Below are 23,852 nucleotides of genomic sequence, written 5' to 3'. Positions count from 1 at the left end.
TCTGATCTAATTGAAGCTGGATGAAAGCAGTGATTCCTGTAGCCGGAGTTGGAACTAAGCTCAGACCCCATACCCATACACAACCCAAGCCACTGATACCAGTAGCGGGGAAACCTATTCTGGGACATATTATTGAAAACCTCCTGGATGCTGGTATCCGGGAGCAGGTCTTTATTGTGGGCTATCTCCGCGAAAAAATTCAGGAATATGTAGAAACGCATTATTCCGGAAAAATTGATATGGAGTTTGTGGTTCAGGAGCCCAGGCTGGGCCTGGCCCATGCTATCTGGACTTCACGCGAGTCGATTCGGGACTGTGGGGAAATCTTAATTCTGCTTGGTGATACGATTTTCGGCGATGATACCAAACACATTATCGATGCTGAAGGGGGAATGCTGGCTGTACATCAGGTGGATGACCCGAGGGAGTTTGGGATTGCGATGCTGGATGAGGCACAATATGTGAAAAAACTCAGCGAGAAACCAGATATTCCGACGAGTAATCTCGCGTTGGTGGGGTTGTATAAAATTACCCATATTCCGGTTTTGCTGGATGTACTGAAGGACATGATTCAGCCGGATACAAAAGGCGACCAGGAGTATTCGCTGACCGACGCATTAATGAATATGATCCGCCGTGGCGTAAAGTTTCGCACCTATCGGGTGGATAACTGGTTTGACTGTGGGAGAAAACAGAGTCTTTTGCTCACCAACCGGATATTACTAGAGCGAATACAGGAAACGCCGGTGCAGCAGTATCACAATTCTGTAATTATTCCTCCGGTATTCATTGCGGAAGGATGTGAAATCAGCAATTCCATAATCGGGCCTTATGCAGCCATTGCCGAAAATGCAAAGATAGAAAATTCGATTGTGAGAAATTCAATATTGGGTGCCTACTCCCGGTTGGAATCTATTATCCTCAATAATTCCGTGGTAGGCAATGATACGACCCTGAAAGGCAAAGCCAATAGTATCAATATCGGAGACAACACAGAAATTGATTTTGACGAATGATATATCATCTCGCAACGACGGCGGACTGGGAAAATGCGCTGAGAAAAGGCGTTTACCACACAGCATCACTGGCAAGTGAAGGTTTTATCCACTTTTCTACCAAAGAACAAATGATGGAATCTGCCAATTTGTTTTTTGCAGGCTATGAGGAATTGGTAGTCCTGGAAATTGCTGAAAAAAATATCAAACATTTGCTGAAATGGGAACCTGCCCCTGATCGGGATGAATTGTTCCCGCATGTGTACGGGCCAGTACCATTAGAATTGATTACCGATACCCATATGTTGATACGCAATGGAGGTATCTGGGAACAGGTATAGGAGGATCAAACTTTCAGACTTATAATACAGGATCTTCGCGGAGGTTGTCCACGCTTTTGCGTATTTGCATCAGTTCTTCTTCAATGGCTGAGTCATCCCATTGATAAAGCTCTGTATTTTCATCGTCAACCTGCTGTACCAGCGTACCTTTAGGGGTAATAATACCGCCACGGGTAAGTTGGTAGGCCGATCCCATGATGGCAACTGTTACAAAAAAGATAAAAGCCACAACAATTACCGCGTTGAGGCTGATAGCCATGGGTATTTTTCCTGCAATAAAGGTGCGGGTAGCATCTCTGAAGCGATCAGCACGAGTCGGCTGAGGGATATAGGGAGCCGTTTCACGGACATAGTCCATGACTTTCTGGACTGATTGCTCGGAGGGTTCATATACTACACTGGCAGCCATGCCGGCTGTTTCCTGTAGGAATTCATATCGCTCCCACAAAAGCTCATCAGAGCAAAGCTCTACCAGGAAAGCTTCGCTCTCATGAGGGACCATTTCATCGTAGATGAAACGGATAATATCTTCATCGGTGAACTTCTTGTTCTTCATAATCCTGCAGCGTTCCGTTGTCCTGCGCCAGTTTTTTCAGATTGAGCAATGCATAACGCATGCGCCCAAGGGCAGTATTTATGCTTACATCTGTGATCGCAGCAATTTCCTTGAAGCTCAGATCTGCATAAGACCGCATGATTAGTACTTCCCTTTGTTTATCCGGAAGTTTCTGAATCAATCCTCTGATATAACGAGCATTTTCCTCCGTTATTATCTCGTCTTCAGAACTCCCTTCCAAACGTTGGGCAGACTGGAACACATCGTAGTCCTCGCTTTCGCGCTGTACGGGTGTTCGCTGTACTTTTCGGAAGTGGTCTATGGCAAGATTTCGGGCAATGCGAATCACCCAGGGAAGAAATTTCCCTTCTTCATTGTACTTTCCCGAGCGAATCATGCGGACGACCTTGATCATTACATCCTGAAACAAATCTTCCGCGACACTACGGTCTTTTACAATTAAATAAATTGTGGTAAACACCTTTGATTTGTACCTTTGTATCAGTACATCAAAACATAGGTCATTACCGGAGATGAAACCTTTAATGAGGTCTCTGTCCTGAGTTTTCTTAATTAGCGCCTTCTCCATGACATCGAATTTAGTGAGTCACGTAGATATTTGTCATACGAGTCTGTTAAGTTCTACGCACTGTTATCGCGTTAGGGAAAAACTGCGATCAGCCGCATGGTGTATCGTATTTTGACTTAAAGATAGATATGACCCTGGTTTAGATTATCAAATATAAAAATAGATGCAATCCTTTCCAAATCTCATAACGTAATATCCAACATGGAACATATATACATAAAGAATGCCAGAGTCAATAATTTGAAGAATGTTTCGTTAAAAATTGACCGTGAACGGCTCGTTGTGGTGACTGGAGTGAGTGGCTCCGGCAAATCTTCCCTTGCTTTTGATACCTTATACGCTGAGGGTCAGCGTCGTTATGTGGAAAGTCTCAGCTCCTATGCCCGGCAGTTTCTCGATAGGATGGAGAAGCCTGATGTGGACTATATTCAGGGAATTTCGCCGGCAATGGCTATTCAACAGAAGGTAAGTACCTCCAATCCGCGCTCTACAGTAGGCACTGTGACCGAAATTTATGACTTTTTGAAGCTGCTTTTTGCCCGTGCGGGCAAAACTTATTCACCAGTGTCCGGAAAATTGGTCACTAGTGATGCTGTGAGTGACGTTGTGGATTATATTATGGACAACGAAGCGGGCAGCCGGATTCTTATACTCGCTGAAACAAAAATCCGGTCCAAAGGATATAAGGCAGAACTTGAACTTTCGCTCCAAAAAGGGTTTACCCGTATTTTCATAGATAATGAGGTAAGGTTTATTGAAGAAGAAATTGAAAATGCTGAAAAATCGCCCAAAGATTCGTTGGTAATTCTGGTAGATCGTCTGATCCTCAACACTGAAAGCCTCAGCGATCTCCGCAGCCGTCTGTCCGACAGTGTACAAACCGCCTATCAGGAAGGCCTGGGCTCCTGTATCATTTCTATTAATGATGGGGCACCCCGTATGTTTTCTGAAAGATTTGAGGCTGATGGTATTGCCTTCGAACGGCCATCGGTCAATTTTTTCAGCTTCAACAATCCTTATGGCGCCTGCGCTACCTGTGAAGGCTTTGGCCGTATTCTCGGTATAGATGAAGAACTCGTCATCCCCGACCAAAGTATGTCGGTCTATGAAGGTGCCGTTGCGCCCTGGCGCGGTGAAAGTATGGGCCGTTTTCAGGAAGAGTGGATGGAGGTAGCATCACCCGCCGGGTTCCCCATCCATCGCGCTTACCTCGATCTGTCCGAAGCTGAAAAGGATATGTTGTGGAAAGGGGTGAGGGGCGTAGGTGGGATCAACAGTTTTTTCGAATACCTCGCCTCGCAGCCTCATAAAATACAATACCGGGTGATGCTTGCCAGATTCAGAGGTTATACCCACTGTCCTGATTGTAAAGGCAGCCGTATTCGTAAAGATGCAGAATATGTAAAGGTGGATGGACACTCCATCAGCGATTTTCTGTTTATGCAACTCTCCGATCTGCTTCCGGTCATCAAGGGGCTGAATCTCGATGATACGGATCAGATTATCGCCAAGCGGGTGCTTTCTGAAATTATCGCCCGTCTCGAATACCTCAGCAAAGTGGGGGTGGGGTACCTTTCCCTCAACCGGAAAATCAATACCCTCTCCGGTGGCGAAATGCAGCGGATCCGACTGGCAACTTCTCTTGGCAGCGGGTTGGTGGGGTCGATGTATATTCTGGACGAACCCAGTATCGGCCTTCATGCCAGAGATACCGACAAACTGATCGATGTACTTGAATCGCTCCGCGATCAGGGCAATACCGTGGTTGTGGTCGAACACGATGAAGGGATCATGAAAAAAGCAGACCAGCTGATCGACCTTGGTCCGGGTGCAGGAGAACTAGGCGGTGAAATTGTTTTCAACGGAAAATATGCAGATCTGGCAAATGCCAATACCCTAACAGCAAATTATCTTACGGGTAAGGATTCTATTCCTGTTCCTGCATTCAGAAGAAAACAGGCGAGCCGTATCAAATTGGAAGGTGCCCGTATGCATAACCTCAAAGGGGTGGATGTGGAAATCCCGCTCTATGGTATTACAGTCGTAACAGGGGTGAGCGGATCAGGAAAAACTACCCTGATCGAAAAAATTCTGTATCCTGCGCTTCGGAAAAAACTCAGTCAGCCGGGCGAAAGAGGAGGATTTCTGAAATCACTAACCGGCGACGCAGATCAGATCAAGTTGGTGGAAATGGTCGATCAACAGCCCATTGGCCGCAGCAGCAGATCCAATCCCGTTACTTATATCAAAGCCTATGACCACATACGCGATCTGTTTGCCAAACAGCAGATCGCCAAAATCAAAGCGCTGAAGCCCGGTGATTTCTCTTTTAATATAGAAGGCGGTCGCTGTGACAATTGTCAGGGAGAAGGATATGTGACAGTGGAAATGCAGTTTTTGCCCGATGTCAAACTCCTTTGCGATGTCTGCCACGGTAAGCGCTTTAAAAAACATGTACTCGAAGTCGAGTATAATGGTAAGAATATTGACGACATCCTGAATATGACCATTCATGAAGGGATGAGTTTTTTCAGTAATGTGCCCAAACTGGAAGAGAAACTGGAGATTCTCGACAGGGTAGGGTTGGGGTATTTGCGGATGGGGCAGAGTACCAGCACCTTATCGGGAGGCGAAGCGCAAAGGATGAAACTGGCTTTCTTTCTCAGTCAGTCAACTTTGGCCCAGGGCGCATTTTATATTTTTGACGAACCTACCACCGGCCTGCACTTTGATGATATCAAAAAATTGCTTCGTGCGATGAATGAACTGGTTGAAAAAGGAAATACCGTGCTGATCATTGAGCACAATATGGATGTGATTAAATGCGCAGACTGGATCATAGACCTCGGCCCGGAAGGCGGTGACCAGGGAGGACAATTGCTGTATCAGGGCAAACCGGAAGGGTTGCTGGATATTGCGGCCTCCTATACCGCCAGATATCTGAAAGAAAAACTCTGAAAAATAAGGCCCGCTTTTATCAGAAAATATATTTTTTTTTAATGATCAGGTCAGGTATGTATTTTTATTCCGTCTAATGTCGTTACCTAAACACCTAAAATCTTAATTAGAATTTAAAAATGAAGATCAATCAAACTCCCCTCAAATCAATTACTATTGTTGTATTACTACTTGCATTTTTTGCAGGAATCAGCCCTGCCTCTGCACAGATCAATGTAGGTAATAAAGTCAAAAGAAAAGTTGACCAGCGGGTAGACAGAAAAGTGGATGATGCCATTGATGATGCGCTGGACAATATTTTTAACAAAAAGAAAAAAGAGGCAGGTGAAGTCGATACAGACGGAGATGGCGAAGCCGATACGGAAATTTCTTCTGATGATCAGGGCAATGTAACCATCAAGTCTAAAGAAAGTGAAGTCTCCATCTCCATGGATGAAGAAGAATCCAATGAGGCAGTACAGCCCTCCAGTTTTATCGGAAGTTTTACCTTATCCAGCTCCGAATACAAAAACGGAAAACTGAAAAAAGATAATCCCGTATCCATGACCTATCATATTGACAAGTTTCAATTCGCTACGGAACTCGAAAGCCAGGATGATGAGGTTACCGAAATGATTATGATTTACGACCGTCAGACCCGTAAATCGACCATGAAAACTGTGAAAGGGAATGAAAAAACAGCCATGATCACCAAAATCCCCAACATTAAAGTGGGTGTCTCCAATACCTCGGTGGATAAGGAAAACTATACCATCACTCCTACCGGCCAAACCCGTGTGATTGAAGGCTATTTGTGTAAGGAGTATATCGTGGATACCGAAAAAGAACTTAGCCATGTGTGGTTGACCGAAGACCTGAATGTGGATGTTACCTCTCTTACTGATTTTATCAAGGTCAAAGACAGCAATGGTGGAATGACCGATTATACCAATGTCTATAAAATCAAAGGGTTTTTGCTGGAGTCTCATACAGAGACCAAAGGAAAAGATGAAACACATGATATTTTTATCAAAAACCTTAAAATTGGATCCGTTGATAAAAACATCTTCTCTACCGATGGATTTACCGTAACGGATATGAGCTCACTGGGTTCTATGTTTGGAAAATAGTCCCTTTATACCAATCTGGTATTATCCTAAAAATAAAAATATGCGATACCCGGACTTATTCTTAGGTTCGGGTATTTTCATTGGCTTGGTTTTTGCTTTTATAGCAATTGCTAAACATTTTTCCCAAACCTGGCATTATACCATAACAATGGTCTCTGTTGAAAAGAAACATTATCCCGAATCTCATTCGACACAACCTCGCTCTTCTGTTGGTTTTATTGTTAATCCCGATGGCGATGACTCTGCGCGTCTTCGTGTAGAACTTAGCCCTTTCGATCAGGATGAATCCGTGATCAGAGTAATGGACGAAACCGGTAATGTCCTCCTTCAGGAGCAACAGGAACCAGAACGGAGTGGCAGACTGGAATATACGGTCAGCAATCTCGATTCGGGTACCTACTTCTTCGAAGTTTCCGACGGATTTTTTTATCAGGTAAAAGAAGTACGCATCTAATAATCCTATCCCTTTTCAGGGATTTTTTTATATTGCTGCATGAAAAAACGCACTTCGTGGGTACTTTTTTTGTGCCTCATTTACGCTTTCCCTCTTATGTCGCAGGAAAAACCGGCCTACCGGATTTTCGACCAGAAAGGTAAGGAAATCAACTACGGCAAAATGCTCCGTAAACTTTCGGATGCAGATGTTATTTGCTTTGGCGAGTCTCACAACAATCCCATCGCCCATTGGCTGGAGTTTGAGCTTACCCGCGACCTGCATAAAAATCCTGAAGGAAAAAACCTGGTCGTCGGTATGGAAATGTTTGAAAGAAACCAGCAGGCCCGGCTGGAACAGTATCTCCGGGGCGATCTTACCGACAAACAATTTCAGGACAGCGTTGATCTCTGGAACAACTACGAAACCGATTACCGACCCGTAGTCGATTACTGTAAAGAGAATAATATTGCTGTAATCGGGACCAATATTCCCCGTCGATATGCGCGGATTGTCTATTCTCAGGGACTTTCTTATCTCGATACCCTGCCGCAACATGAACGTGTTTTTATTGCTCCCATACCTATTACCATCGATTACAATTTGCCCTCATACCAGGCAATGAAAAGTCTGATGGGGGGGCACCAGATGGATGAGGAGAAGCTAAAAAGTTTTATTTCAGCCCAGGCGGTAAAGGATGCGACCATGGCACATTCTATACTGGAAAATATGCCTGAAAATACCCTCTTTTTCCATATGAACGGATCTTATCATTCCGATTCAAAAGAAGGAATTATCTGGTATCTCAATCATTACCGCCCGGGACTGAATATTATGAATATCACCCTTACAGAGCAGGCTTCTACCACAGAAGTTGCAGAAGAAAACAAAGGCAAGGCTGATTTTTATATCGTTGTACCGGAAGACATGACCAAAACCTATTGAATTGCCAGCGCGACGGATTCCTTCATTTTTGCCAGACCCGTTTTGGCTACCTCCAAAGCATCCTGCTCCCAAAGTGTGCGGTTAAACAGTTCCAGCGAAAGAATTTTGGGTGTCCCGCCTTGGTGGAGATCCCGTAAAACATCGGTTACCGGTGCCACCCCGTCTCCGGGATAGATGCGGTCTTTATCCTGAATTTCTATCCGGCCAGGTTCTGCGGGGTAGTCATTCATGTGGAAAATTTCGATCAACGGGCCGCTCATCAGCTTAAGCCCGTCAAAATCGGAGCCACCCTTGTGGAGGTGATAGATATCGGGGAGGATTCTGGTTTTGGGATGGCCACATTCCGCAGCAACAAACAAAACCTCACTCAGTCGGGAAAGATTTTTTGAAAATCCCCATACTTCCAGTTGTGGGTTTACCGCCATTTGCTGACCCAGCTCGACCAGGGCGCGGAAACGCTCTGCTGCTTTGTACAAGTCGAGGCCGCCTATGTTGGTAGCACCAGCGGGAGGTGCAGCGAGACGGGGGCAGCCAATTTGAGCGAGCATATCCATTTCCCTTTTCGCCTGTTCCAGCGCTTTGATGCGGGTATCGTTGTCATCGACGATCCAGGGCGCAAAGCCGATAGCATCAACGACTTTGATGCCGAGGTCATCGATCCGTTTTTTCAGATCTTTGAGATTTCCGCCATCGGCAAGGTACTGGTCGATGGAGCGAATCCAGATTTCGATAGCATCATAGCCCGCTTTGGCTGCGATTTCAATTTCTTTGACAAGCCCCACCTTTTGCCCGGAAATCGTACTGGTATTGAGGCAGAAGGAGAAATTGTGTTTGACAGAGGAAAGCGCACTGGCAGTTTCTTCAGCGGACTGGCTGAAAAGTTGGCCGGGAAATAGCGATAGGCCGGTAATACCACCAATACCGGCAAGCATTTTTCGGCGGGAAAGGGAAACGTTTTTCATATAGTTTGTATTTAGGATTCCAATATTCAAATTAACCAAATCAAATCCCAAAGCGGTACACCGATTTCACAGAAGTAACTTATATACTCAAAGAAAAAGGAGGTTCGAAGATGTGTTTGCCAGAAGATTTGTGTGCATTCGTGACATTCGTGGTTTAAGTCAACGGGGCGTTACGCTGATAACCATTCAGAATGTTTGTCAACCAGTTTCCTCTGATGAGTATAAATTGAAAAAAGGATAAATTTCTGTATTTTAGTAGGAGAAACAGAAGAAACTATGGGGCAAAAAGCCATACTTCCCACCACACTGGAGACGTATATTGAAATTGAAGCCAGTTTGAAGGAACGGTATGAATATTACGATGGGCATATTCTCGCCATGGCAGGAGGGACTCCGGAATATGGACAGCTTCAGGTGAATACAGGCACAGCCCTGAATAATGCCCTTCGTGCTGCGGGAAAACCCTGTCGTACATTCAGCAGCGACGTAAAAGTGGCGATTCAGTCGGCAAGGCGAAGGTTTTATCCTGATCTTTCTGTGGTATGTGGCCCGGTGGAAAGAGATCATAAAGAGACGCAGGCAATTACCAATCCGGTGCTGGTCGTGGAAATCCTTTCGGAAGGAACAGAATCCCTCGACCGGGGGGAAAAGTTTTGGGCCTATCGGCAATTACCCAGCCTGAGAGAGTATGTGCTGGTAAGTCAGCACAAAGTTTTAATAGAAGTATTTTCCCGGACAGAAGATGATACCTGGAGAATACAGACACTAAGCGAATCTGATCAAACGGTCGAATTACCCTCTTTAGGAATCAAACTAAGTGTAGCAGATATTTATTTTGGAATGGAATTTATGACAGAATAGCTTTATATGCACATATATGAAAAACCAACCCACATATAACTCCCCCGAACTATATTCCTGGGAAACCTATATCCAATTGGAGCAGGAAAGCGAACTCCGCTATGAATACTACGACGGAGAAATCGTCTGTCTGGCGGGAGCCAGCAACAGGCATAGCGACCTTTGTACCAATCTTACCCTTCAAATTGCGCCTTCTGCCAGAAAGAAAGGCTGTAAAGCCCGATTTCAGGAGACGAAAGTCTTTCGCCCCGACGGCAAAAAATATTTTTACCCCGACGGGGTTGTCACCTGCCAGCCGCTTGATCTTCAGGCGCAAAATGGCGTGCGAAACCCTGTGATCGTCATCGAGGTTCTTTCTGACAGTACAGTGGCCAGAGATTTAGGAATCAAACTTCGCGAATACCTCAACCTGACCTCATTACGGCATTATCTCATTGTCGAGCAAACGGAATGTGCGATTCACCACTACCGCCGACTTTCAGAGGGAAACTGGGAGGTTGTTTTTTATGAAAATATGGATCAATATATCGATCTTCCCGAACTGGAAACCCGCATTGCCGTGTCTGCGATATACGAAGGCATAACCTTCGACCCCGAAATCAGCATGACGGAAGAAGAAATGGCTGAAAATGACTCCGGATACTGATACAAAGCGCAGTTTTGAATATCCTGGCAAACACGGCGAAACACCCGTTAAACCCCGCCGCAATCACCTGCTGGTGATTGGGATAGATCAGTATGCGCATTTTCAGAAGCTGAATAACCCTGTAAGTGATTCCAATAGACTTGTGGAGGTGCTGACGGAACGGTACAGGTTTGAGCCAGGGGATGTTCGGACTCTTTTTGATAAAGAAGCCACACGTGAGGGGATCATAGATGCGCTGGACGAATTGACGGCAAAAGTTACTCCGGCAGACAACCTGCTGATATACTTTGCCGGGCACGGATATTATCGCAAAGTGATGAAAATCGGCTATCTGATCCCGGTTGATGCGCGAAAGGAAAAATTTTCTGACCTGATTTCCAATACCACCATCCGGGATTATATCTCCGCTATTCAGGCTCATCATACTTTATTGATTGTGGATAGTTGTTTTTCTGGTTCGCTGCTACACCGCGATGCAGAAGTATTAAAAATCAAAGCATTGGCTGATAAAGTGGACCGTTTACCTTCCCGGTGGGGACTGGCAGCCGGATTGGTCGAACTCGTTTCTGATGGGCCGATCGGGGGTTCCAGTCCATTTGCCCAAAGTTTGCTGACTTATCTTCGGGAAAATAATTCCCCCCGATTTCCGGTCAGCGAACTAGTCCAATATGTAAGTAAAATCACGACTTACAATGCGGACCAAACCCCTGTAGGTGGTGTTCTCGACAAAACCAGTCATCTGGGCGGGCAATTTGTTTTTGATCTGCGGGAAGCAGTTTTTAACGAAGAAGAGACCTTCTGGCGGGATACCCTGGCAAAAAGCAAAGTAAGCAGTCTCCCGGAGATGATAAAGATCATAGGGGGGACGTTTGAGCGTGGTGAATATAAGGTTACAGTGAGTGACTTCTGGCTGAGCAAGACGGCAGTGACAGTGGGGCAATATCTGGCGTTTTGCGAAACGACAAATAGCCACTGGCCGGAATGGTTGGAAGAAGGAAGTGATTATCATTTCGAAACGGGTAAAAATGATCAGTACACAAAAAGAGGATACAATAAGCTTAATGGGATAGAGAATCTCCCCATTGTCGGAGTAAGCTGGTACGATGCGGTGGCCTATTGCGAGTGGCTAAGCGAGCAAACAGGTCAGCGGTGGCGTTTACCGACGGAGGCGGAGTGGGAGTATGCGGCGGGTGGCAGCTCGGCCCATCGCATGGAGTATCCAGGAATGGATAAAGAAAGTGAATTGGAGGATTATACTTGGTACATCAGTAATTCAGGTGGGCAGATGCACCCTGTGGGCCAGAAAAAGCCCAATAGGTTGGGGTTGTGCGATATGAGCGGGAATGTCTGGGATTGGTGTGGGGATTGGTATGGGGATTATCCCTCCTCGGATATGTCCGATCCACAAGGTCCTGAAAAGGGCTGGTTCCGCGTGCGCCGCGGGGGTAGTTGGTACTTCGTCGCGGGCGTTTTGCGCCGCCGCAGCGGCGTTGCGCCGGACAACCGCCTCATCAACCTAGGATTTCGCCCCGCCAAGACTGATTAATTTTTAGATTTTCCCTTAATGGGATCTTAAACTTACCTTTTGAATGGTTTTTTTTTGCAATGTTGTGTCGGCTTAGCCGACCTTGTTCACAGCGCGCATCGGCGCGCGCAATGGGTGAAATATCTATTGTGGGTCGCCATGTGGCTACAAACATATGACTCCTCCGGAGTCCAGGCTATGCCTGAAGAAAAGAGACATTTTTGGAAGTGGCTGTAATCATTTACCGTCAGGCAAGACCCTCGGAAGCCTTTGGCTCGGAGAGGTCAAATGTACCTGAGGCATCTTCGATTTGTAGCCGTAGGTCACCCCCCAAAATGTTTCCAGCAAAATGTGCGCTGCGGCGCGCGGTTCCGGTGGGTTCGACTCCGCTCACCCACCGGAAAGAGGGCCTCACCCACCGGAAAGAGGGCCTCACCCACCGGTTTTTGGGTGCGCATCGGCGCAATATCTACCGGCGGCTGAGGTTACTCGAAGCCCCGGTCGCAAAAAGCGCGCATCGGCGCGCGCAATGGGTGAAATATCTATTGTGGGTCGCCATGTGGCTACAAACATATGACTCCTCCGGAGTCCAGACTGCGTCTGAAGAAAAGAAACTTTTTGGAAGTGGCTGTAATCATTTACCGTCAGGCAAGACCCTCGGAAGCCTTTGGCTCGGAGAGGTCAAATGTACCTGAGAGGCTACCGAAATTATGGTCCTCCGGACCTCGTGCCTTCGGCACAATAAATCATGTGTCGCTGACACAAGGTCCGGAGGACCGTAATGTCGGTAGCACAAATGTCGGTCACCCCCAAAATTATCCATTCATTCACCCCAAAATATCCCGCACGACGTGGCCGTGCACATCGGTCAGACGAAAATTCCGACCCTGAAACGGAAATGTCAGCCGCTCGTGGTCCAGGCCCAGACAGTGCAGTATCGTGGCTTGCAGGTCGTGGATATGAACTCTGTCCTTTATTCCTGAAAAGCCGATTTCATCGGTTTCGCCGAAAGTAAATCCCTTTCGTATGCCGCCGCCGGCCATCCACATCGTGAATGCGTCGGTGTGGTGGTCGCGCCCCCGGTAGTCCGCCGAAGCGCGGGTTTCCATCATGGGCGTGCGGCCAAACTCTCCGCCCCAGATGACGAGGGTTTCGTCCAGCAGGCCGCGCTGCTTCAGGTCGGTGAGCAGGGCGGCTACGGGCTTGTCTGTGGTTTCACAGGCGTTTTTCAGTCCGTCGTTGACGCCGTTGCCTTTGCCTGTGCCGTGGTGATCCCAACGGCGGTCAAACAACTGCACAAACCGCACGCCTTTCTCCACCAGCTTGCGGGCGAGCAGGCAGTTGTTGGCAAATGATTTTTTGCCGGGTTCGGTGCCGTACATTTCGTGGATATAGGCGGGCTCGTCGTCGATATTCATCGTCTCGGGCACAGATGTCTGCATGCGGAAGGCGAGCTCGTACTGGGAGATGCGGCTTAGAATTTCGGGATCGCCGACTTCTTCGTATTCGCGTTGGTTGATCTGGTTAATGGCTTCCACGGTTTTTCGGCGCAGGTTGCCACTCACGCCCGCCGGATTGGCGAGGTCTGCTACCGGATCGCCTACCGAATGGCACTGCACGCCCTGGTAAACCGTGGGCAAAAATCCGCTGCCCCAGACGCTTTTCCCCGCGCTCACATCGATGGGCCCGGAAAGCAATACGACAAATGCGGGGAGGTTTTCATTTTCTGCTCCCAGCCCATAAGCTACCCACGAACCCATGCTTGGACGGCCTACCCGCGGACTTCCGGTGTGCATGTAAAACTGCGCCGGCGCGTGATTAAACTCGTCGGTGTGCATGGCTTTGAGAATGGATACTTCGTCCACCCACTGCGAAAAGTGCGGCAAAAACTCCGAGACCCAGGTCCGCGATTCGCCGTATTGGGCAAATTGTGTCTGTGGACCTAACAGGTTGGGAATGCCTTTGAGGAAGGCAAACCGTTTGCCTTCCAGCAATGAGGGCGGACAAGGCTGCCCGTCGAGTTTGTGCAGCGTGGGTTTGTAGTCAAAGAGTTCCAGTTGGGAGGGGGCGCCTGCCATGTGAAGGAAAATGACGCGTTTGGCGCGTGGCGCGAAGTGAGAAGGGGCCGCGGCGAGGGGATTGGTTCCCATACCCAAATCACCGGCCAGACTGACTAATGGGTTGGTTTCATGCCCGCAACCGAGGAGCGAACCCAGGGCAAATCCTCCCAGCCCGGTGACACATTTTCTCAAAAACTGCCGCCGCGTATTGTAGCGGGAAATGTCGAGGTGATATTGCGCGGAGTGATTCATTGTGGATGATTGGGGAGGTGTTATTTATTGACAAAAAGATCGAGGTTCAACAGGGTGTTGGCGACCATGGTATAGCCGCAGGGAGCGTCTCCGGTATTTTCTGTTTCTTCGTATAGTCGAAGCAGCGTTTGCATTCTCAATGTATCGGGTTCCCGGAAAAGAACTTTCTGGTAGGCCTTTTTTATAGCTGTTTCGGGGGATTCTTTCCGGGCTTCCATCCATTCACCCAACACAACTGCTGCGTCAAAAAAGACGGAGTCGTTGAGCAAAACCAAAGCCTGAAGCGGTGTGTTGGTGCGAATCCTGCGCGACACGCAAAAATCTCTGACGGGCGCATCAAAAGTGGTGAGCATGGAGGTGGGAATTGTCCGTTTCCAGAAGTTGTACAGTGTGCGGCGGTAGGGCTGATAGCTGATAAGATTGGCCTGTTTGTAAGGATCGACCGTTCGTGCGTCGGGAATGTTCAACAGCACGGGCGGGCCTCCGGTTTGTTCGTCGAGGAGTCCGCTTACGGTCAGCGCCTGGTCGCGGATTTGTTCGGCGGACAAACGCACTCTGGGGCCCCGCGCAAGCAGGCGGTTGGCCGGGTCTTTGGCGATGAGTTCTGGTGTCGAAACAGACACCTGCCGGTAGGCGGTTGACATGACAATTTCTTTGGTCAGCGCTTTGGTGGACCAGTGGTGTTTTCTCACAAAGGTAACGGCCAGCCAGTCGAGCAATTCGGGGTGGCTGGGCAATGGGGCCTGAGTGCCGAAGTCTTCGGTGGTTTCGACGATGCCGGTTCCAAATATCTGCGCCCATATGCGGTTGACATAGACACGACTGGTGAGCGGGTGGTCGGGGCGGGTCATCCATTTTGCCAAAGCCAGACGGTCTCTGGGCTGGTCGGAAGGCAGCGGAGGCAGGGTGGCAGGTACATCCGGCGAAACTTCTTCTCCCGGTGTCATCCAGTTGCCGCGCAAAAAGTGGTAGGTTTTTCGCCGTTGGGTGCCCTGAAGTTCGCGGAGAATGGGCGTTTGTATCGTAGGGATGGCGGCAAGCACTTCCAGCTTTTCTTTCATTTCCGGCCCGTATTGCTGCCATTCGGGTTGGTTGAGGTGGTACTCCAGCCAGTCTAGCCTGAACAGATCTGACTCTGGGATTCCATTCATCCTGAAAAATAGATATACGGCGTGTTTGCCTTCAGTCGGGCGAATATTTGCCTGGATAGTTTGCCATTTGTTCCAGTTTTGGGTAACGGGCACTTTCAGCGTGGCCAGCTTTTGTCCGTATAGGGAATCTGCATAAATATCAATCCACCCGCCGGCTTTCTGACTGGCTACGCGAAAGCTCATTTGCCCGACATGGGTCAGGTCAATATTGTCATACATGATCCACGAAGAATCCTGAATCTGAAATACGGACAACTGATCGGGGGAGGTAAGTTCGATAAAACGGCTGTGCCCCTGATATTCTTCTGCTTCCACACGGCGCAATCCGAGCTGATAAAGTGTTTCTGTCGTTCGGCTGTGAAGGTGCCGGCTGGGCGAATGGGCCAATGGTTTTTCCGTATTTTTTTCTACCCAATCCAATATCTCTGTTACTTTTCCCTTCACAGAATCTTCATAAGTAAAAATCTTGGGCTGTTCGTTGTAAATGTCCTTATCCGCTGTATTGTTGAAGAATGCCATTAGCCGGTAAAAATCTTCATGCCGGAAAGGATCATAGGGGTGGCTGTGGCATTGTACGCAGCCCATGGTTGTACCCATCCACACTTCTCCGGTTGTACCGACCCGCTCGATATTTGCCGCCACGCGAAATTCTTCGTCATCGGTTCCGCCTTCGTCGTTGGCCATGGTATTTCTGTGGAAAGCGGTTCCTGTCAGTTGGGTTTCCGTCGGATGTGGGATCAAATCTCCGGCGAGCTGGTAGATGGTAAACGAATCAAAAGGCATGTCCTGATTGTATGCCTGTATCACCCAGTCGCGGTATTTCCAGATGGAGCGGTTGAGGTCTTTTTCGTAGCCCTTGGAGTCTGCATAACGCGCCAGGTCAAGCCACATGGATGCCCATCTTTCTCCGAAGTGGGGGGAGTTGAGGTAATAGTCCACCATGTTTTCCCAGGCTTCGGGCGAGTGGTCATCCAGAAAACGGGTGAGTTCTTTTTCTGTGGGAGGAAGTCCTGTAAGATCAAGGGAAAGCCGCCGGAGGAGCGCAGGTTTTTCTGCTTCGGGAGAAAACGAGAGGTTTTCTTCTTTCAGTTTTTTCAGGAGAAATTTATCGAGATCTGTGAGCGATCTTCCTGCAAGCGAAACCTTGGGCGGGCGAATGGCAGTATCCGGCGCTACATAAGCCCAGTGGTCTTCCCATTTTGCGCCCTGGTCTATCCATTTTTCGATCAGATGGATTTGTGCTTCGGTGAGGGGCTCTTTTTCCAGCGGCATTCTTTTCTCCGGGTCGTGATGGCGGAGGCGAATGATGAGTTCGCTGTGTTTGCTGTCGCCAGGGATAATGGCCAATTTTCCCGACTCGGTAGTATCCATTGCCTCATCGCGAAACAAGAGGCTGAATTCCCCCGATTTTTTCACCCCACCGTGGCAGGAAAGGCAGTTTTTGTTGAGAATGGGGCGAATATCCCGATTGTAGCTTACCTCTTTTGATCCGGGCAAACTGCAGGCTGTCAAAGCCGCGAGGAAAAGTAATAATGTAGAAGTCCTGATAGCCAAGGTAGAAACGATTGATAGTATGAATATAACCCTTACTTTTTGTTTTTATACCTATCGGTAAATGTGTTTTCGGTAGGAATGAATAAATTTAACGAAAGTATTACTTATGAAATACCCAGCCCTGTTTTTCCTGCTGGCTTTTGCAGCTGTAAATTTCCTCCATGCCCAACTTCCTCGTCTCAAAGTCAGTGAAAATGGGCGGTTTCTCATCACGGAAGATGGCCAGCCGTTTTTTTATCTGGGAGATACCGCCTGGGAATTATTTCACCGGCTTAACCGGGACGAAATGGATCTCTATTTTCGCAATCGCGCTACAAAGGGTTTTACGATGGTACAGGCGGTGGTGCTGGGCGAACTGGATGGGGTGACTGTTCCCAACGCAGAAGGTAACCTTCCGTTTGATGGCACAGATGTAACCAAACCCAATGAAGCATTTTTCGACCTGGTAGATTACGCTGTGGGGAAAGCTGCGGAATACGGTCTTTATATGGCTATTTTGCCTACCTGGGGTTCTCACGTTGAAAATAAACCTCATCCGCTTTTTGAAAACCTTTCGCTATTTACACCGGAGACGGCTTTCTCTTACGGAAAATATCTGGGTGAAAGGCTTAAAAAACATACCAACATCATCTGGATATTTGGCGGAGACAGAGGGCCGGAGGGGTATGAAGAAATCTGGGATCAAATGGCATTGGGGACACACAAGGGCGATGGTGGCCGGCTGATGACGTATCATATTTATGGGGGGCGTTCGTCGGGCGAAGTGCTTCACGAAGCTCCGTGGCTGGATTTCAACATGTTGCAATCGGGACATATGCATCCCGGTGCGCCCAATTACGATATGATTGCCCGCGACTATGCGCGCACGCCGGCCAAACCGGTGTTGGATGGCGAGCCCAATTACGAAGGGATTCGGGTGGGTTTCAGTGAAGCTGGGCCTAAATTTGATGATTTTGATGTGCGCAGGGCTTCATACTGGTCGGTTTTTGCGGGAGGGTGCGGCATTACTTACGGTCATAATAGTATCTGGCAAATGTTTGACAAAGGCCGGACGCCCATTGTATATGCGGATATGTACTGGCTGGAGGCGTTAGTAGCTCCGGGCTCTTCGCATCTTCAGTATTTGAAAAATCTGATGTTGTCGCGGCCGTATCTTTCCCGCATCCCGGATCAGTCGGTATTGCTGTCAGATGGGCCCAGCTGGCCGGCGGAAGGCGTGGGGGCCAACCATATACAGGCTACCCGCGACGGTACGCCGGGAGGAAAAGATGCTTCGTATCTGATGATCTATTATCCCTATCCTTATAAAATTTTGGTGAATACTCAGTCGATTGCAGGCGAAAATCTGAACGTATGGTGGTATAATCCGCGCAATGGAATGACTTATTTTAATGGCACATTCCCCAATACAGGTACATTCTCTCTGCCATGGGATAAGCGTCTTCGCAAGGAGATGGGCGGGCCAGACTGGGTGCTGGTCATTGATGATGCGGCAAAAGGATATGCTGCGCCTGGCGGAGAATAAGTTCCTGCCGGAGGACTATTCGCATAATTCCGGCCAATCATTATATTTGATGCAAATCGTTGATATGAGAAAACTACTACCCTGTGCGCTGTTTGTTGGAATCTTATTGTCGTTTGGCTTGGTTCGCAGCCAGTCAAATTCAGCAAAGGACAGATTTAACGAGGGATATATTCTGACTCTGGGAAATGATTCTTTACCGGGTCTGGTCTTTCTTCAGGATCATGTGTTTAATACATCAAGATGTGTTTTTAAGATCTCCAGTGAGGGGGAAGAGCAGAATTTTTCTCCTGAAGAAATCCGCGGGTATGGTTCTTTAGATGGTGCAGTTTTTCGTTCAGGTCAGAATGCCGACCAAAAGACGGTTTTCCTCCAATACAAAGTCAGAGGCAAATACAGCCTTTTATATTATCGGGATACTTATTTTGTCGAGTCGGGAGGAAAACTGGAAGAACTGATTTTAAGCCAGGAAAAGGTGCATGTCGATAACCGCACATTCGCCAAAGACCGGGAAGAGTATAAGTATCTGCTGCGTGCCAAAATGATCGGTTGCCATGAGATCGACCGCTATTTAAAAGCAACAGGTTTTAACCTGGAAAGCCTGGCGCGTTTGTTTGAAAACTACGCAGAATGCAGTTCTGCAAGGATGGAAATCTATAAACATGAAACCGATAAAATGAAAGTCCGTCTGGGCATTTCTGTTGGTGGGATGGGTTCTGTATTTGATATGATACCGGGAAGCAGTGCGCGGTATGTTTTTACAGAATTCGGCTCTCCGGAGATCAGTTTTTCCTTTGTCCCCTCGGCATTGGTTGAACTTTCCTTTCCTGCGCTTACCCAAAAAGCATCTGTTCGTACAGGCGTCACCTATTATTCAGCTACCAATAAATATTCACGGCTGAGAGAAGAGCCCGGTCTGGTTGATCTTCAGGAAGTTACGGTTACATCTTCACGAATAGAGGTGCCTGTGTATCTGCGATATTCATTTTCACGGAGGGGACGTGGACCCTATGTTATTGGCGGATTGGGCATGAATCGGTTTGTAAGTTGGGAAACCCTGCGTGTGCATACATTGGAGCCAGGGATTGTCACTACGTTTAGCGATCTTGAGCAAAGGAATTTTTATATCAATTACCTGATCGGCGGAGGGGTGGATTTTCCTTTGGGTAAAAGAATTGTTTTGGGGGAAGTCGTTTATGGCTTTGCGCCATATCTTTTGGACGCCAGCGGTACACCTATGCCTACGGCATGGTTTCAGACTGTTTCACTCTCCGCAGGTATGCTTTTTTGACCAGAAAATGAGCAGAATAAAACCGCAGAATTATGTTTTGAACCTGTGGATAATTTCTGCCGGATAATACACCTTTTGATTTGGATTTGTCCCTGTGTTGCAGTTTTTTGCTGATTGTTGAAAAATAAGCAATTAAAAAAGGTTTTATTATCCCAAAGTTTAAAAAGCGTAACAAATTATCCATGACAAAGAAGCTTTACCAAACCACCTTGTGGTTACTGTTTGGCGTATTGCTGAGTGGTAACCTGTTTGGCCAAACGCCCCCTCCCGGCATCACAGGTCAGGCATTCCGGGACTGGATTAAACAGAATTTTTACGACGGGTCTCATACCACGCTCGGTTATTCTACTTCCCGGATGTACATGTATAATTACATCGACAACCAGAACAATACGATCACGGATGTTTACGGAGGATTTGTTCAGCCATGGACTTACGGTGGTACGGGTACCAACCCTGCACCGATCAATGCAGAACATACCATTCCTCAGAGCTTTTTTGGCAGTGCCGAGCCGATGCAGTCGGATATTCACCATCTGTTTCCGGCACTTGATATCTGGAACAGTACGCGCTCCAATTATCCTTTTGCAGAGATTGACGACAATGTTACGACCAAATGGATGCGCAATAATGTAAGTCAGACGACGATTCCCGCTTCGCTGATTGAAGAATACAGCGAATACGCCAACCAGCAGTTTGAACCACGTGAAGATCACAAAGGCGACTGTGCAAGGGCGATATTTTACTTTTTTACCATGTACCCGACCCAGGCAGGCCCGATTACTTCTGTGGCTGACCTGAATACCCTTTTTCAGTGGCATTTGCAGGATCCGGTTTCTTCCAAGGAGCTAAGCCGAAATGATGGTGTCGAAACCTATCAGGGCAACCGCAATCCCTATATCGATCACCCCGATTGGGTATCTGATGCGTGGAATGTTACTTCTTCTGCACCTTCTGCTCCTACCAATCTGGCAATATCGGCGGGTGGAACAAGCCTTACGCTTTCCTGGACAGACGCTGCTGGCGAGACAGGGTATGAAGTGTATCGCTCTACCGACAATGTGAATTTTTCGGTGTTTACTACGCTTTCTGCAAATACCGTTTCCTATACCAATACAGGCCTGACTGCAGGAACCACTTACTATTATTACCTCGTGGCATACAACGGCACAGGCAGCAGCCCCAACTCAGCAACTGTAAGCGGTACGCCTACGGGTGGTGGATCTGGCGGGGGCAACGCGACCGATCTGATTCTCTCCGAATATATAGAAGGTTCTTCCTTTAATAAAGCCCTGGAGGTTGCCAACTTTACCGGTGCTCCGGTGAATCTTGCCGGTTATGTGCTTCGGAAAGAAACCAATGGCGGCGGTGTCTGGGGTGACGATTATGCGCTTACCGGAACACTCGCCCAGGGAGAAGTCTGGGTAATTGCTCACAGTTCCGCTGACCCGGCAATTCTCGCACAGGCTGACGTAAGTACAGGCGCTGCGATTGTCACTTTCAATGGCAATGATGTGGTGGGATTGTTTAAAAATGGTACGCTAATCGACGTGATCGGCAACTTTGGCAGCAGTGCGGTTTTTGCACAGGATGTTACGCTGGTAAGAAAAGCGGATATCAGCAGTCCTTCGAATACCTATGTGGTTGCGGAATGGGATAGCTATCCTACCAATACTTTCAGCAACCTCGGTACACATACTTTCAACGGGCCTTCTACTCCGCTGCCGCCCGCAGCTCCTGCCAATCTGGCCCTTCTGGCTACTACGGTTGACCTGAATCTTAGCTGGGATGATGTGACTGATGAAGAAGGATATCTGGTATTCCGGTCTGAAGACAATGTCTCATTTTCACAGATTGCTTCCCTGGCGACAGATGAAAATACATTTACCGACAATACGATTCAGTTGCTTACTACCTATTACTATTATGTAGTGGCCTACAATGCGGGGGGAAACAGCGGTAACAGCAATGTCGTCAGCGGCGCTACCGAAAGCACAGGCGGCAATACAACGGATCTTCTGATTTCCGAGTACATCGAAGGTTCCTCCTTCAACAAAGCAATCGAAATCGCCAACTTTACCGGTTCTGCGGTTAACCTGACCGGCTATGTACTTCGCAAAGAAACCAATGGCGGCGGTGTCTGGGCCGATGATTATGCCCTGAGCGGTACATTGGCTCACGGCGCAGTCTGGGTAATCGCCAATAGTGCTGCTGACCCAGCGATTCTCGCGCAGGCGGATGTGAGTACGGGTTCGGCCATTGTTACTTTTAATGGAAATGACCCGATCGGCTTGTTTAAAAATGGCACATTGATAGATGTTGTGGGAACTTTTGGAACAGGTGCCAACTTTGGCGCAGATGTAACGCTGGTTCGTAAACCTACGGTTACAAGTCCGTCAGCTACTTATACAACGGCAGAATGGGACAGTTATGCCAGCAATACCTTCAGCTTTTTGGGCAGCCACGATGTCAATGGTTCGCTGCCGAATCCGCCTTCAGCACCTGCAAATCTGGCGCTTACAGCTACTGTGAATGACCTTAGTCTTTCGTGGGATGACCTTACCGATGAAGATGGTTATTTGGTTTTCCGTTCTTCAGACAATGTGAATTTTGGGCAAATCGCAGATCTGGGGGCAGATGTAGTCAGCTATACAGACAATACCATGCAATTGCTCACAACATATTATTATTATGTGGTTGCCTATAATACCGGCGGAAACAGTGCAAACAGCAATGTCGTCAGCGGACAAACCGAAGCACCTGTAGTTACGGCTACGGATTTGTTTTTCTCCGAATATGTGGAAGGTTCGCAGAGCAACCGGGCTCTGGAAATCGCCAATTTCACCGGAGCGGCTGTAAACCTTTCGTCTTATTCACTGAAGTGGCAGTCTAATGGTTCCGGTAACTGGCGAAATACACTTACATTGAGCGGAACACTGGCAGACAGCGAGGTATTTGTGGTAGGCAACGCTTCTGCTTCTTCGGGGATTACGTCCGTTGCAGACTTGTTGGTTTCAGGAGGTGTGATGAACTTTTCAGGGAATGATCCGATAGGTTTGTTTAAAAACAATGTATTGATTGACATTATCGGTGTTTTTAATGGCGGTAGTTCCAATTTTGCAGCTAACACTACTCGCGTAAGAAAACCCGAAATCATCAGCCCCAATACCACTTATACAGTTTCTGAGTGGGACGCTTATGGCAGCAATACATTTAGCTTCCTGGGCAATCATACATTTGGAACCGGTGGCGCAAAAGTGGTATTTACCGGAGAGGAGAACCTGATACCACAGGTGGGAGCGTGGCCCAATCCATTTGAGCATAAACTTACCGTTAATCTCAATCTTTCAGTAGAAACGCTGGTAAATGCTGAACTGTACAACCTCATGGGACAAAAAGTTCAGGTATTGATCCCTGAAACCCGTTTTGATGAGGGAGAAACAGAAGTAACCGTTTCCACAACCTCCCTCGCTCCCGGAATGTATCTGCTTACGGTCATTGCCGGAGGCGAAAAGCAAACGATCAAAGTTATCAAACGATAATGGAAGAAGCGCTCCGTCGCATCGAAGTAACTTATAACAACAAGCTCTCAGCCCTGCACCTTACGGGGCTGGGGCTTGTTGATTTACCAGAGCTGCTACTTGCCGCAAAACATCTTACTGTACTGGGGCTGACAGATAATCAACTGGAGGTGCTTCCGGAGTCGATCGCCCGGCTCGAAAATCTGCGGGTACTGGAACTGGGGGGCAATAAGCTCACCTCGCTGCCCGAAAGCATCGGAACGCTCAAACACCTTCGGGTTTTGATGGTAAGAGACAATCAACTGACTGCTTTACCAGATTCAATCGGCGAATTACAATCACTCCGGATGCTGGAAGTGAGAAATAACCTATTGCCCACATTGCCTGCATCCATCACAAAGCTGGTGAATCTGAGAGAGTTGTACCTTCGGACAAATCAACTCACAGCGCTTCCGACAGGCTTTTCCGAATTAAAAGGCCTGATGAAGCTCGATCTGGCGGAAAATATATTCAGCGAACCACCTGTAGACCAGGCAGATTTCCCCAATTTATCTATGTTTTGGTTGTAGGGAAATTACCTC

At 47.8% G+C, this 23,852-nt stretch carries 18 protein-coding genes; 13 read left to right on the top strand and 5 right to left on the bottom strand.

From position 1 onward, the window contains the following. Window positions 1–20 precede the first annotated feature (20 nt). Together R3D00_24160 and R3D00_24155 are read left to right on the top strand one after the other, a co-directional pair. Window positions 21–1,016 carry a sugar phosphate nucleotidyltransferase gene (locus R3D00_24160; protein ID MEZ4776291.1) on the top strand — a complete coding sequence of 332 codons (996 nt, stop codon included), beginning with the start codon at window positions 21–23 and terminating at the stop codon, window positions 1,014–1,016. After that, window positions 1,013–1,336 (top strand): DUF952 domain-containing protein, encoded by a 324-nt coding sequence (locus R3D00_24155; GenBank protein ID MEZ4776290.1) that lies wholly within the window; start codon window positions 1,013–1,015, stop codon window positions 1,334–1,336. The genes R3D00_24160 and R3D00_24155 overlap by 4 nt, the downstream gene beginning before the upstream one ends. Window positions 1,337–1,355: 19 nt before the next feature. Here R3D00_24155 and R3D00_24150 read toward each other — a convergent pair whose 3' ends face one another. Together R3D00_24150 and R3D00_24145 are read right to left on the bottom strand one after the other, a co-directional pair. Then, the gene (locus tag R3D00_24150) at window positions 1,356–1,892 is read right to left on the bottom strand and encodes a hypothetical protein (protein ID MEZ4776289.1); all 537 of its coding nucleotides are present in this window, start codon (window positions 1,890–1,892) and stop codon (window positions 1,356–1,358) included. Continuing rightward, window positions 1,867–2,481, bottom strand: coding sequence for a sigma-70 family RNA polymerase sigma factor (locus R3D00_24145; protein MEZ4776288.1), 615 nt, complete (start codon window positions 2,479–2,481; stop codon window positions 1,867–1,869). Before R3D00_24145 ends, R3D00_24150 begins: the two co-directional genes overlap by 26 nt. Before the next feature lie 201 nt (window positions 2,482–2,682). On the opposite strand from R3D00_24145, the gene uvrA reads away from it, so the two are divergent. The 4 genes from uvrA to R3D00_24125 all read left to right on the top strand — a co-directional run bounded on the left by uvrA (window position 2,683) and on the right by R3D00_24125 (window position 7,926). Then, complete coding sequence (uvrA, locus tag R3D00_24140) at window positions 2,683–5,439, top strand: excinuclease ABC subunit UvrA (GenBank protein MEZ4776287.1); 2,757 nt, start codon at window positions 2,683–2,685, stop codon at window positions 5,437–5,439. A gap of 119 nt (window positions 5,440–5,558) precedes the next feature. Beyond that, window positions 5,559–6,548, top strand: coding sequence for a DUF4412 domain-containing protein (locus R3D00_24135; protein ID MEZ4776286.1), 990 nt, complete (start codon window positions 5,559–5,561; stop codon window positions 6,546–6,548). A 40-nt stretch (window positions 6,549–6,588) separates the two neighbouring features. Next, the gene (locus R3D00_24130) at window positions 6,589–7,002 is read left to right on the top strand and encodes a hypothetical protein (protein ID MEZ4776285.1); all 414 of its coding nucleotides are present in this window, start codon (window positions 6,589–6,591) and stop codon (window positions 7,000–7,002) included. Between the two features lie 39 nt (window positions 7,003–7,041). Next, entirely contained in the window at window positions 7,042–7,926 is an 885-nt protein-coding gene (locus tag R3D00_24125; GenBank protein ID MEZ4776284.1) for a ChaN family lipoprotein, read from the top strand. Here the strand turns inward: R3D00_24125 and R3D00_24120 are convergent. After that, window positions 7,920–8,888 (bottom strand): sugar phosphate isomerase/epimerase family protein, encoded by a 969-nt coding sequence (locus tag R3D00_24120; GenBank protein MEZ4776283.1) that lies wholly within the window; start codon window positions 8,886–8,888, stop codon window positions 7,920–7,922. The genes R3D00_24125 and R3D00_24120 overlap by 7 nt on opposite strands. 276 nt (window positions 8,889–9,164) lie before the next feature. On the opposite strand from R3D00_24120, the gene R3D00_24115 reads away from it, so the two are divergent. The 3 genes from R3D00_24115 to R3D00_24105 are packed head-to-tail and all read left to right on the top strand — an operon-like array spanning window position 9,165 to window position 11,941. Then, window positions 9,165–9,749, top strand: coding sequence for a Uma2 family endonuclease (locus tag R3D00_24115; GenBank protein MEZ4776282.1), 585 nt, complete (start codon window positions 9,165–9,167; stop codon window positions 9,747–9,749). Between the two features lie 16 nt (window positions 9,750–9,765). After that, a complete protein-coding gene (locus R3D00_24110; protein ID MEZ4776281.1) occupies window positions 9,766–10,395 on the top strand; it encodes a Uma2 family endonuclease in 630 nt (209 codons plus the stop codon). Next, window positions 10,379–11,941, top strand: coding sequence for an SUMF1/EgtB/PvdO family nonheme iron enzyme (locus tag R3D00_24105; protein ID MEZ4776280.1), 1,563 nt, complete (start codon window positions 10,379–10,381; stop codon window positions 11,939–11,941). The genes R3D00_24110 and R3D00_24105 overlap by 17 nt, the downstream gene beginning before the upstream one ends. Window positions 11,942–12,747: 806 nt before the next feature. Here the strand turns inward: R3D00_24105 and R3D00_24100 are convergent. Then, window positions 12,748–14,232 (bottom strand): DUF1501 domain-containing protein, encoded by a 1,485-nt coding sequence (locus R3D00_24100; protein MEZ4776279.1) that lies wholly within the window; start codon window positions 14,230–14,232, stop codon window positions 12,748–12,750. A 20-nt stretch (window positions 14,233–14,252) separates the two neighbouring features. Continuing rightward, entirely contained in the window at window positions 14,253–16,937 is a 2,685-nt protein-coding gene (locus tag R3D00_24095; protein ID MEZ4776278.1) for a DUF1553 domain-containing protein, read from the bottom strand. A 106-nt stretch (window positions 16,938–17,043) separates the two neighbouring features. Between R3D00_24095 and R3D00_24090 the strand changes: the two genes are divergently transcribed. The 4 genes from R3D00_24090 to R3D00_24075 all read left to right on the top strand — a co-directional run bounded on the left by R3D00_24090 (window position 17,044) and on the right by R3D00_24075 (window position 23,840). After that, complete coding sequence (locus tag R3D00_24090; GenBank protein MEZ4776277.1) at window positions 17,044–18,462, top strand: glycoside hydrolase family 140 protein; 1,419 nt, start codon at window positions 17,044–17,046, stop codon at window positions 18,460–18,462. 64 nt (window positions 18,463–18,526) lie between these two features. Beyond that, window positions 18,527–19,750 carry a hypothetical protein gene (locus R3D00_24085; GenBank protein ID MEZ4776276.1) on the top strand — a complete coding sequence of 408 codons (1,224 nt, stop codon included), beginning with the start codon at window positions 18,527–18,529 and terminating at the stop codon, window positions 19,748–19,750. A gap of 182 nt (window positions 19,751–19,932) precedes the next feature. Continuing rightward, window positions 19,933–23,292, top strand: a complete 3,360-nt coding sequence (locus R3D00_24080) for an endonuclease (protein MEZ4776275.1) — start codon at window positions 19,933–19,935, stop codon at window positions 23,290–23,292. Continuing rightward, window positions 23,292–23,840, top strand: a complete 549-nt coding sequence (locus R3D00_24075) for a leucine-rich repeat domain-containing protein (GenBank protein ID MEZ4776274.1) — start codon at window positions 23,292–23,294, stop codon at window positions 23,838–23,840. Before R3D00_24080 ends, R3D00_24075 begins: the two co-directional genes overlap by 1 nt. Window positions 23,841–23,852 lie beyond the last annotated feature (12 nt).

Source organism: Bacteroidia bacterium, from assembly GCA_041391665.1.
In the GTDB taxonomy this organism is placed as follows: Bacteria; Bacteroidota; Bacteroidia; order J057; family J057; genus JAGQVA01.
Note: the sequence above shows the minus strand (reverse complement) of the source record. Positions and strands in the feature narration are given on the sequence as shown.

Coding starts and splice junctions, on each gene's coding strand:
- R3D00_24155 (MEZ4776290.1), top strand. CDS start 1,013: ATGATATATCATCTCGCAACGACGGCGGACTGGGAAAATGCGCTGAGA.
- R3D00_24125 (MEZ4776284.1), top strand. CDS start 7,042: ATGAAAAAACGCACTTCGTGGGTACTTTTTTTGTGCCTCATTTACGCT.
- R3D00_24100 (MEZ4776279.1), bottom strand. CDS start 14,232: ATGAATCACTCCGCGCAATATCACCTCGACATTTCCCGCTACAATACG.
- R3D00_24130 (MEZ4776285.1), top strand. CDS start 6,589: ATGCGATACCCGGACTTATTCTTAGGTTCGGGTATTTTCATTGGCTTG.
- R3D00_24090 (MEZ4776277.1), top strand. CDS start 17,044: ATGAAATACCCAGCCCTGTTTTTCCTGCTGGCTTTTGCAGCTGTAAAT.
- R3D00_24085 (MEZ4776276.1), top strand. CDS start 18,527: ATGAGAAAACTACTACCCTGTGCGCTGTTTGTTGGAATCTTATTGTCG.
- R3D00_24120 (MEZ4776283.1), bottom strand. CDS start 8,888: ATGAAAAACGTTTCCCTTTCCCGCCGAAAAATGCTTGCCGGTATTGGT.
- R3D00_24160 (MEZ4776291.1), top strand. CDS start 21: ATGAAAGCAGTGATTCCTGTAGCCGGAGTTGGAACTAAGCTCAGACCC.
- R3D00_24145 (MEZ4776288.1), bottom strand. CDS start 2,481: ATGGAGAAGGCGCTAATTAAGAAAACTCAGGACAGAGACCTCATTAAA.
- R3D00_24080 (MEZ4776275.1), top strand. CDS start 19,933: ATGACAAAGAAGCTTTACCAAACCACCTTGTGGTTACTGTTTGGCGTA.
- R3D00_24135 (MEZ4776286.1), top strand. CDS start 5,559: ATGAAGATCAATCAAACTCCCCTCAAATCAATTACTATTGTTGTATTA.
- R3D00_24150 (MEZ4776289.1), bottom strand. CDS start 1,892: ATGAAGAACAAGAAGTTCACCGATGAAGATATTATCCGTTTCATCTAC.
- R3D00_24075 (MEZ4776274.1), top strand. CDS start 23,292: ATGGAAGAAGCGCTCCGTCGCATCGAAGTAACTTATAACAACAAGCTC.
- R3D00_24105 (MEZ4776280.1), top strand. CDS start 10,379: ATGACTCCGGATACTGATACAAAGCGCAGTTTTGAATATCCTGGCAAA.
- uvrA (MEZ4776287.1), top strand. CDS start 2,683: ATGGAACATATATACATAAAGAATGCCAGAGTCAATAATTTGAAGAAT.
- R3D00_24110 (MEZ4776281.1), top strand. CDS start 9,766: ATGAAAAACCAACCCACATATAACTCCCCCGAACTATATTCCTGGGAA.
- R3D00_24115 (MEZ4776282.1), top strand. CDS start 9,165: ATGGGGCAAAAAGCCATACTTCCCACCACACTGGAGACGTATATTGAA.